2 protein-coding genes are annotated in these 2,773 nt (G+C 52.9%); both read right to left on the bottom strand.

Annotated features, from left to right (window positions below):
• Positions 1 to 85 precede the first annotated feature (85 nt).
• Positions 86 to 1,249, bottom strand: coding sequence for a glycosyltransferase family 4 protein (locus RMO84_RS10005; protein ID WP_310488319.1), 1,164 nt, complete (start codon positions 1,247 to 1,249; stop codon positions 86 to 88).
• A gap of 45 nt (positions 1,250 to 1,294) precedes the next feature.
• Positions 1,295 to 2,773 (bottom strand): hypothetical protein (locus RMO84_RS10000; protein WP_310488318.1); only part of this gene is annotated, 1,479 nt, incomplete at its 5' end.

Below are 2,773 nucleotides of genomic sequence, written 5' to 3'. Positions count from 1 at the left end.
CAATCGCAATCCCGATGATGCCAAAAGGCGTCGCGATAAAACGAAATAGTTGGTTGATAAAACTTGTATTATTCATGCCGGGGCTTTAGGTTGTGGAAACTCGCTGGACAGATGTGGCGGTAAATTGAGGGTTAACTGCCTGTTGAAGTAGAGATCGCCAGCGATCGACCCACACCTGCGTGGCATACGGTGCGGCTAGTTGCTGGGATCTTTGACCCCAGAGCGGGAGTTGGGCGTGGCGATCGTGTAAGTTTAGCAAGGCTTGAGTGAGTTGAGCGATGTCATCTTCGGGAATGACCAAACCGTTGTACCACGACCGGACGACTTCCACCCCCGAGCCACAGGCATCGGTACAAATAATTGGCAAACCAGCGGCAGCGGCTTCGACAATAGCTAACGGCCACGGGTCGAAGCGACTGGGTAAGATAAATGCCCCTGCCGATTGCCAGACTGAGGCCATTTCTGATGGCTGCAAAAAGCCGCGATCGCTAATTCCGGGCTGTCCGGCTAATTGAGATTTTAATTCGCCCTGACCGCAACAGACCAGATCCCAGGGTCGATCGACGCGCTCGCGATATGCTTGATAGGCACTTACGAGGACATCGATCGCTTTAACGGGAATATACCGACCGATAAACAAAAAAGATCGCGGCCACACCGATTGCGATCTCCGCTCGTACATCGGCACCCAGCCATCGTAATCGATGCCATACAAGCCCCGATCGATTCGGGCTGGATCGATGCCCAATTGTTTGGCATACTGCCAACTCCGTTCGCCAGTGACGACGACCCGATCCATCCGCTGGAGATAAGATTTTAAGACTAGTGGTGCCAATCGCTGTCGCCAAGTATCTTGCCACGGCGTATCCATCCCCATCACAAAAGCGGTCTTTTGAAACTCAGGTGTCGCTGTCAGCTTACAGTAGGGTTGATGCAGCCAACCGCCGATAACGATCGCATCCGGCTGCTCGGCGATGACTAGTTGTTTGACAAGCTGGGGATCTTGGCGTTCTTGAAGGTCGAGCAACCGACAGGGAATCCCTTGCATCAAGCGATCGCCAAAGGCTGTCTCGGTCAAGGCTTGAAAGGCCACCACAAATACCTCAATCTCGGCTGTCTCGTGTAATTTCCACCAACAGGCGGCCATATAACCAGAAATATCCGACCAGCAAAATACAACCTTGAGCTTCATCTTCAACCGCAATAGGGATAGGGGATAGGGACAGGGGATGGGGTTAGTTGTGGGCAAAACAGTCTTAAAAATGATTGTTTCGCTGTTGCTGGAGATCTAAACTTAGACTTCCTGCCGATCGACCCAGGTTAATTTCGGGCGATCTCCTACCACTGTGGCTGTATAGACGCTCCCCGTCGGTCGCGCCATGACCTCGATCCTGCCCAGTTGCGGAATCTCGACAGTTGCCGATCGCGCCTTGCCAGCGGCAGCCCAAGCCACGATCGCCCACCGAGACTGGCGTCTGTGTTTGCGAGCGAGCACTCGGATCTCGGGATCTTGCACGGGAAACTCATAAGCTGGCGTATCTTTTGCCCATAAATGTTTCATCGGCCCCGGCAATAAATCGCCCTGGCGCAAATAATCTTCCAAATGACTGAACAAAGCATGGACGCGACTGAGGGTCAACATTTGGGTCAACCACTCTGGGGGACGATCCGGATCGATCGCGGCTCCAAAGCCACCAGCGGCTGTGGGCAAATCGAAATAACCAGCAATACTGCCGATATTGCCAGCCATATAGTAGCACTTGAGAAAGCCCCGATAGCGATCGTTCTCGCCAAATACAGGCGTTGTACCATTGCGAATCCAACCGTTACAGACCCAGTTATACGATAACGGATCGCCAATTTTGATTTGTTGACCGATCGAGTTGAGGACTTGGGTGAGCATATCCAGATTCCCCGTCCAGCCCGTATTAAACTCCTTATAATACATTGAGGTGCTAGGTCGATCGGTAATTTTCCGCATGTATTTGTAGTCATAGCACCAATTGAGCCAGCCTGGATACCGACCGCGATGGGGATTGCTATCGGCAGGATAGTAGACGTACATCTGGCGATCTGGGACGACTTGACGCATGGCCTGGGTAACAAACGACTCCTGGTAAGCCTTGCGCTCGGACAGGTAATCAAACCAATCCCGATTGCCCTTGGCAGCCACTACGCGGGGATCGCGTTCGCAGAGATTTTGGATGGCACCCAGAACGCCCAAGCCGTACTCACCCCCATTCAAAACTACCGAGATCGGCGCGCGGTTGCGAATCTGCGCTAAGGGATCGGTACACATTTTAGCCATCGCTTTTAACGCACTGACGGGAGCTTCCGGACTCCAAGTTTTTTTACCATCGAGCAATTCCCCCCGCTCGTTATGCAACCATACTGATGCTGGCGTAGTCGGCAGATCGCGATTGAGAATGACGGCTAACTGATAACGCTTGGGATTGGCAGCGGCTAAAGCCATTACCTTCGCCTCTTCACTATTGGGATCGCCCAACGCGTAGGCGACTCGCTCGGCATTTGCATAAGGCCCCCATTCTAGAGCATAGCCCCAGCGATCTGCCAATTCGACTCTGCTGGTAAACGGCAATGTCCACCCAAACCGAGTTAGGGGCGGCAGCGTATGACCCGATTTAAATTTGGGTGCGGGTAGCTGTTTTAAATACTGAGTCAGATCGAGCGATTTGCCGATATTGACTGCTAGATCGGTGACTGGCGCATCGGGCGACTCGGACAATCGACCGATCGCCGCTCGATCTTTATG

Origin of the sequence: Chamaesiphon sp. VAR_69_metabat_338 (assembly GCF_031423935.1) — a bacterium.
Classification (GTDB): domain Bacteria; phylum Cyanobacteriota; class Cyanobacteriia; order Cyanobacteriales; family Chamaesiphonaceae; genus Chamaesiphon.
Note: the sequence above shows the minus strand (reverse complement) of the source record. Positions and strands in the feature narration are given on the sequence as shown.